Consider the following 6,023-nt stretch of genomic DNA (forward strand, 5'->3'; position numbering starts at 1 on the left):
GGTGCCGGTCCGCCGACCGGCACCCCCGGAGTCCTGCCGTCCCCGCCCTACGGCTGCATCCCGCTCACGGCCGCATCTCGTACGCGCCGGAGAGCGACTCGACCTGCGTCCACACCCGCGCGTCCCGCGCCGGGTCGGCGACCGGGCGACGCACGTTCGCGAGTGCCCAGGCGGCCTGCTGCTCGGTGGCCGAGGCCTTGCCGTGCAGCTCGGTGGCGTGCGTGGAGAAGTCGCGGACCAGCGCGTCGAAGACCCGGTCCAGCACGTCGCCGCCGTGCTCGGAGGCGGCCAGACCGGTCAGCTCGGCCTGCTCCAGCACCAGCTGGCCGTAGACGATCAGCGCGAACAGCTGGCCGATCTCCAGCAGGAAATCCAGGTCGGCCTGCTGCTCCTTGCTCGGCGCGTTCTGGAGCAGCAACTCGCAGAAGCCGTCGGCCTGTTCGCGGAAGCGGGCGACATTGGGCAGCTCGGCGTGGCGGTCGTAGGCGGTGCGCCAGTCGTGGAAGCGGATCGCGCCGAGGCCGCGGGCCGGGCCCTGCCGGAACAGGAAGGCGTCGTCGGCGGCGTCCACGCGGCTCGGCACCGGGGCGTAGTCGGCCGGGGCGAACAGGTAGTTGCCCATGAACTTGAGGATCAGCGCCAGGTTGACGTGGACGGTGCCCTCCAGCTTCGGCAGGCCGCGGATGTCCTTCGCGGCCTTGTCGAAGTAGGTGTCCGCCTCGAAGCCCTTGGCGGCGATGACGTCCCACATCAGGTCGATGACCTTCTCGCCCTCGGTGGTGACCTTCATCTTGGTCATCGGGTTGAACAGCAGGTAGCGGCGGTCCTCGGGGGAGGCGCTGCGGAAGTAGTCCACCGCCCGGGCACTGAACAGCTTCATCGCCACCAGGCGGACGTAGGCGTCGGTCAACTCCCGCTTGACGTGCGGGAAGTCGGTGACCTGCTTGCCGTACAGCACCCGGTTGTGGGCGTGCGTGACGGCCTCGTACATCGCGTGCTCGCAGATGCCGATCGAGGCGGTGCAGAGGTTGAACTTGCCGACGTTGACGGTGTTGAGCGCGGCGTCGAAGGCGGCCTGGCCGGTGTGCAGCACGTCCTCGGCGCGCACCGGGTAGTCCTCCAGGCGGAACTCGCTGACGTACATCTGCGCGTTCACCACGTTCTTGACCAGGTGGTACGCGTCGTGGCGGCTGTCGGCGGCGAAGAAGACGTAGCCCTCCGGGCCCTCGACGTCCGAGCGGCGGCCGAACACCGAGACCAGGCCGGCCACGTTGCCGTTGCCGATGTAGTACTTCGAGCCGGTCGCGGTGAAGCCGCCCTCGCCGTCCGGGGTGAGGATCATGTCGGTGGAGTAGATGTCGGCGCCGTGGGTGCGCTCGGAGAGGCCGAAGGCCATCACGTGGCCGTCCGCGAGGAGCTGGGCGGCGCGGGCGCGGACGGCCTCGTTTTCGCTCTGCCAGACCGGGCCGAGGCCCAGGATGGTGACCTGCCAGGTGTACCAGTAGCCGAGGCCGTAGAAGCCGAGGATCTCGTTCAGCTCGGCGATCCGCGCGGTGTCCCAGCGCTTGTCGGGGTCGGCCGCGGCGGGGGTCAGGAACTCCGCGAAGAGGCCCTCCTTCGCGGCGAAGTCCAGGAAGTCGGCGTACCAGCTGCGGTCGATGTAGGTGTCGATCAGCGCCTTCTTGCCGCGGGACTCGAACCAGTCCACCGTCGCGCGCAGCAGTCGGCGGGTCGGCTCGTCGAACTGTGCGGGGTCGTAGTTGCGCGGGTTGAAGAGCATCGAGGGGCTCCCGGGGGTCGAGGGTGTGAAGAGGGCGGGTGACAGGGTTCGGGCGACAGTAGTCGGGTGACAGATTTCAAACTCTGTTAGTTGTCATCCGTCGGCCGTCATCTGTCAGTCGTCAGTCGTCATCCGTCGGTCGCCGTCCGCCGTCGGCGGAGAGGCGGCGCAGGGTGGCGAGCACGTCGTCGAGCCAGGCGAGGGTCATCCGCTCGTACTCGATGCCGCCGCGCAGCACCACGTGCTGCAGCTGCTCGTGCGCATCGAGTGCGGTGGTGTCGGGGAAGTCGCGCTGCTCGCCGTGCAGGTAGCGGGCGAGCAGGGCGGCATGGCTCTCGCGGTGCCGTTCCACCTCGGAGGCCAGCGCGGCCGGGTCGTCGAAGGCGGCGGCCCGGATCTTGACCGCGAGTTCGTGCCGGACGGTCTCCGGCTCGACCGGTTCGCGCAGCCAGCCGGCCAGCGCGGCCCGTCCGGCCCCGGCCGCCGAGTAGACCTTTTTGTCCGGGCGCCCGCCCTGGGGGACCTCCTGCGCGGCCACCCAGCCATCCGCCTCCATCCGCCGCAGCACCCGGTAGATCTGCTGGTGGGTGGCGGTCCAGAAGCGTCCGATCGAGCGGTCGAAGCGCCGGGCCAGCTCGTAGCCGGAGCCGGGCTGCTCCAGCAGCGAGACGAGGATCGCGTGCTCCAGTGCCATGGCCCGCATCCTGCTATGCAACGAGTTGCATAGGCAATGGCGGCCCGGACGGTTGAGACGCAGGTCACCGGCGTGACCGGATGGTTATCGGTCATTCCGGACTATCGGGTGCAAAACCTTGGATAAGCGCCAGAATGGGTACGGGGCAAGCGCCTTACCGGTTCCGACCACAGGAGGTGGTATCGGTGGCAACCCATATCCCGACGACGGGCATGGAGCACCATCCGGACATCGTCGAACTCCGCGAACGCTACGAGCGGGTCACCTCGACCCCCCGCGCCCAGGGCGTCGAAGCCCTGGCCGTCCTGGCCGGTCTCTTCCTGGCGGCATCGCCATGGATCGTCGGCTTCACCGCGTACAGCACCCTGACCGTGACCTGCCTGATCGTGGGTCTGGCCTACACGGCCCTGATGGCCGGCTACGGATCGGCCTACGAACGCACCCACGCCCGGGCCTGGGCGGCCGCTGCGCTCGGTGTCTGGACGATCATCTCCCCGTGGGTCGTCTCCGGGTCCGTCGCGCACGGCAAGAACATCGTGACCTGCATCATCGTGGGCGCCGTGATGTTCCTGCTCGGCCTCGCGGCGATCTCGATGGCGACCATGACGTCGAACGGGGCGTCGATGCGGCGCGGCCGGGCCGGCCGCGCGAAGGGCTGATCTTCCCCGCAGCCCGTGACCGGGGCGCGGTGGGCGCGAGTGCCCCCCGCGCCCCGGCGCGAGCCCGAGGCGCGCCCGAGGCGTGACCCGGGCGCGGGCCCGGCACGTTCCGGCCCGATTTCGACCCGGCTCCGACCCGGCTCCGACCCGCTAGGGGTGGGTCATCCGCAGCACGTCCAGAGCCTCGTCCAGCTGCTCCTCGGTGAGCCTGCCCTGCTCGACGTAGCCGCGCTCCAGAACCACCTGACGGATCGTCTTGCGTTCGGCCAGCGACTGCTTGGCGACCTTCGCGGCCTCCTCGTATCCGATGTAGCGGTTCAGCGGGGTCACCACCGAGGGCGAGGACTCCGCGTACTCCCGGGCCCGGTCCACGTTGGCGGTGATTCCGTCCACCGTCCGGTCGGCCAGCAGCCGGGCACTGTTGGCGAGCAGCCGCACCGACTCCAGGACGTTGCGGGCGATCACCGGGAGCATCACGTTCAGCTCGAAGTTGCCGCTCGCGCCCGCCAGCGTGACCGTCGCGTCGTTGCCCACCACCTGGGCGGCGACCATCAGCACCACCTCGGGCAACACCGGGTTCACCTTGCCCGGCATGATCGACGAACCGGGCTGGAGGTCCGGCAGGTTGATCTCGCCGAGCCCGGTGCGCGGCCCGGAGCCCATCCACCGCAGGTCGTTCGCGATCTTCGTGAAGCCCACCGCCACCGTGCGCAGCTGACCGCTCAACTCGACCAGGGCGTCCCGCGCGCCCTGCGCCTCGAAGTGGTTCCTGGCCTCGGTCAGCGGCAGGTCGGTGGCGCGGGCGACCTCCGCGATGACGGCCGCCGGGAAACCGGGCGGGGTGTTGATGCCGGTGCCCACCGCCGTCCCGCCGAGCGGGAGTTCGGCCACCCGGGGCAGGGTGGCCAGCAGTCGCTCCCGCCCGTGCCGCACCTGGGCCGCGTAGCCTCCGAACTCCTGGCCGAGCGTGACGGGCGTGGCGTCCATCAGGTGGGTGCGGCCCGACTTGACCACCCGGGCGAACTCGGCGGCCTTGCGCTCCAGCGACTCCGCGAGGTGCTCCAGCGCCGGGACCAGGTCATGGGTGACGGCGGCGGTCGCGGCGATGTGGATCGAGGACGGGAAGACGTCGTTGGACGACTGGCTGGCGTTGACGTGGTCGTTCGGATGGACCGGTCGGCCCAACCGCTCCCCGGCCAGGGTGGCGATCACCTCGTTGGTGTTCATGTTGGACGAGGTGCCCGAGCCGGTCTGGAACACGTCCACCGGGAACTGGTCGTCCCAGCGCCCCTCCGCGACCTCCTCGGCGGCGGCCGCGATCGCCTCCGCCGTCTCCTCGTCCAGCACCCCGAGCCGGGCGTTCACCCGGGCCGCGGCGGCCTTGATCCGGGCCAGTGCGGCGATGTGCGCCCGCTCCAGCCGCTGGCCGGACACCGGGAAGTTCTCCACCGCCCGCTGCGTCTGCGCCTGCCACTTCGCGTCGGCCGGCACCCGGACCTCGCCCATCGAGTCGTGCTCGATCCGGTACTCCTGCGCCTTCTCCTGCTCGCCACCCATCGCGCGCTGCACCTCCTGTACGGGCCTGACCGGCCCGGAACGGATCTTCGGTCAGCACAGCCGCGAACGAGGCCCGGGTATTTCCGGTCGGGGTGATCCGGTTCCGTTCCGTTCCCTTCCGTTCCGTTTCGTTTCGGTACGGGGCCGGGTGCCGGCGGCCGGTGCGGCCCGGTTTCCGGCCCCGGCTCGGCTCCTACCGGCGGGGCAGCTCGGCGCGGACCAGCTCGCCCGGGCCGGTACCGGCCTGGACGACGAGCTCGCCGCCCGGGGCCCAGACGCCGGAGCCGCCCGAGCTGTCCGGGTACTCGCCGGTCGCCCCGGCACAGGTCGCGAGCACGCACCACACCCCGTGGGCGGCGGCCCGGTCGCGGACGTGGCCGTCCCGGCGCTCCGCCTGGGCGGTGCCGGGCCCGTAGAGGGTGGAGGCGACGTAGGCGTCGATGCCGAGCGCGGCGGTCTCCTCGGCGTGCGCCGGGTCGGCGGCGTCCGCGCAGACGGCGAGGCCGAGTCGCAGGCCGTCCAGCTCCAGGACGACGGGCTTCCCGCCGGGGGCGAAGCGCTCGACCTCGGCGCCGTGCAGGCGCATCTTCCGGTAGGCGACCTCGGCGCCCTGCCCGGTGACCACCAGCGTGGCGATGGACTCGCGCCCGTCGGCCTCGGTGACGGGCGCCCCGACCAGGGCGACGGCGCCGGTCGCGGCGCAGGCGGCCACCAGCGGCGCGAGCCGGGCGTCCGCCGGGTCGACGGCCGGTGCGGTCAGGTCGTAGCCGGTCACCGACAGCTCGGGGAACACCACCAGCCGGGTGCCCGCCTTCCGCACCGCCTCGGCGTGCAGGGCGACGTTCTCGGACACGGTGTCCGGACGGCCGGCAGCCGCGCAGACGGGCTGGGCGACGGCGACGGTCAGGGCTCCGCGGGCGGGCGGGTTCGCGGACGGGGCGGAGGCCGAGTCCGTAGCCGAGTCCGGTCGCGAGTCCGCGGGCGAGTCGGCGTGCGAGGACTCGGGCGAGGGCGTGGACGAGGGCATGGCGGAGCCTCCGGCTGGCGGGGTGGGGCGGGGTGGCGTGGGGTGATCGTGATCAACCGTGACCGTGATCAACCTATGCGCCCGCCGAGGAGGTGGGCAACGGAGCCGGGACGAGGAGCGGTGCAGGTGGACGGGGCTCCCGGGGCCAATCGGGCCGATCTCACTCGAAGGAGTGAGATCCCCGGCGGGTGCTTCAAACTGCCGTGCGCCCCTTCATACGCTCCAGACCGGGCCGGGCGGACTCCGGCCGGACCCGGATCGGCGCAGCTCGGCCCGGGGGACCAGGACGAGGGGGCGGACGGACGG

Annotated in this window: 5 protein-coding genes; 1 reads left to right on the forward strand and 4 read right to left on the reverse strand. The window is 71.7% G+C overall.

All coding sequences use genetic code 11. The features are described 5' to 3' along the window. Positions 1-64: 64 nt before the first annotated feature. Positions 65-1,780 (reverse strand): acyl-CoA dehydrogenase family protein, encoded by a 1,716-nt coding sequence (locus ACIQOV_RS23215; RefSeq protein WP_401051292.1) that lies wholly within the window; start codon positions 1,778-1,780, stop codon positions 65-67. A gap of 121 nt (positions 1,781-1,901) precedes the next feature. Beyond that, complete coding sequence (locus ACIQOV_RS23220; protein WP_401051294.1) at positions 1,902-2,474, reverse strand: PadR family transcriptional regulator; 573 nt, start codon at positions 2,472-2,474, stop codon at positions 1,902-1,904. A gap of 185 nt (positions 2,475-2,659) precedes the next feature. On the opposite strand from ACIQOV_RS23220, the gene ACIQOV_RS23225 reads away from it, so the two are divergent. Beyond that, positions 2,660-3,133, forward strand: a complete 474-nt coding sequence (locus tag ACIQOV_RS23225) for an SPW repeat protein (protein WP_359900437.1) — start codon at positions 2,660-2,662, stop codon at positions 3,131-3,133. 150 nt (positions 3,134-3,283) lie between these two features. Here the strand turns inward: ACIQOV_RS23225 and ACIQOV_RS23230 are convergent, their stop codons facing one another. Further along, positions 3,284-4,690 carry a class II fumarate hydratase gene (locus ACIQOV_RS23230; RefSeq protein ID WP_359900439.1) on the reverse strand — a complete coding sequence of 469 codons (1,407 nt, stop codon included), beginning with the start codon at positions 4,688-4,690 and terminating at the stop codon, positions 3,284-3,286. Between the two features lie 193 nt (positions 4,691-4,883). After that, complete coding sequence (locus tag ACIQOV_RS23235; RefSeq protein WP_401051296.1) at positions 4,884-5,717, reverse strand: carbon-nitrogen hydrolase family protein; 834 nt, start codon at positions 5,715-5,717, stop codon at positions 4,884-4,886. Between the last annotated feature and the right edge of the window lie 306 nt (positions 5,718-6,023).

Source organism: Kitasatospora sp. NPDC091257, assembly GCF_044757675.1.
Classification (GTDB): domain Bacteria; phylum Actinomycetota; class Actinomycetes; order Streptomycetales; family Streptomycetaceae; genus Kitasatospora; species Kitasatospora lactacystinica.

Bases quoted from the DNA above. Each gene is read 5' to 3' on its own strand.
- ACIQOV_RS23215 (WP_401051292.1), bottom strand. From the start codon at position 1,780: ATGCTCTTCAACCCGCGCAACTACGACCCCGCACAGTTCGACGAGCCG.
- ACIQOV_RS23220 (WP_401051294.1), bottom strand. From the start codon at position 2,474: ATGGCACTGGAGCACGCGATCCTCGTCTCGCTGCTGGAGCAGCCCGGC.
- ACIQOV_RS23230 (WP_359900439.1), bottom strand. From the start codon at position 4,690: ATGGGTGGCGAGCAGGAGAAGGCGCAGGAGTACCGGATCGAGCACGAC.
- ACIQOV_RS23235 (WP_401051296.1), bottom strand. From the start codon at position 5,717: ATGCCCTCGTCCACGCCCTCGCCCGAGTCCTCGCACGCCGACTCGCCC.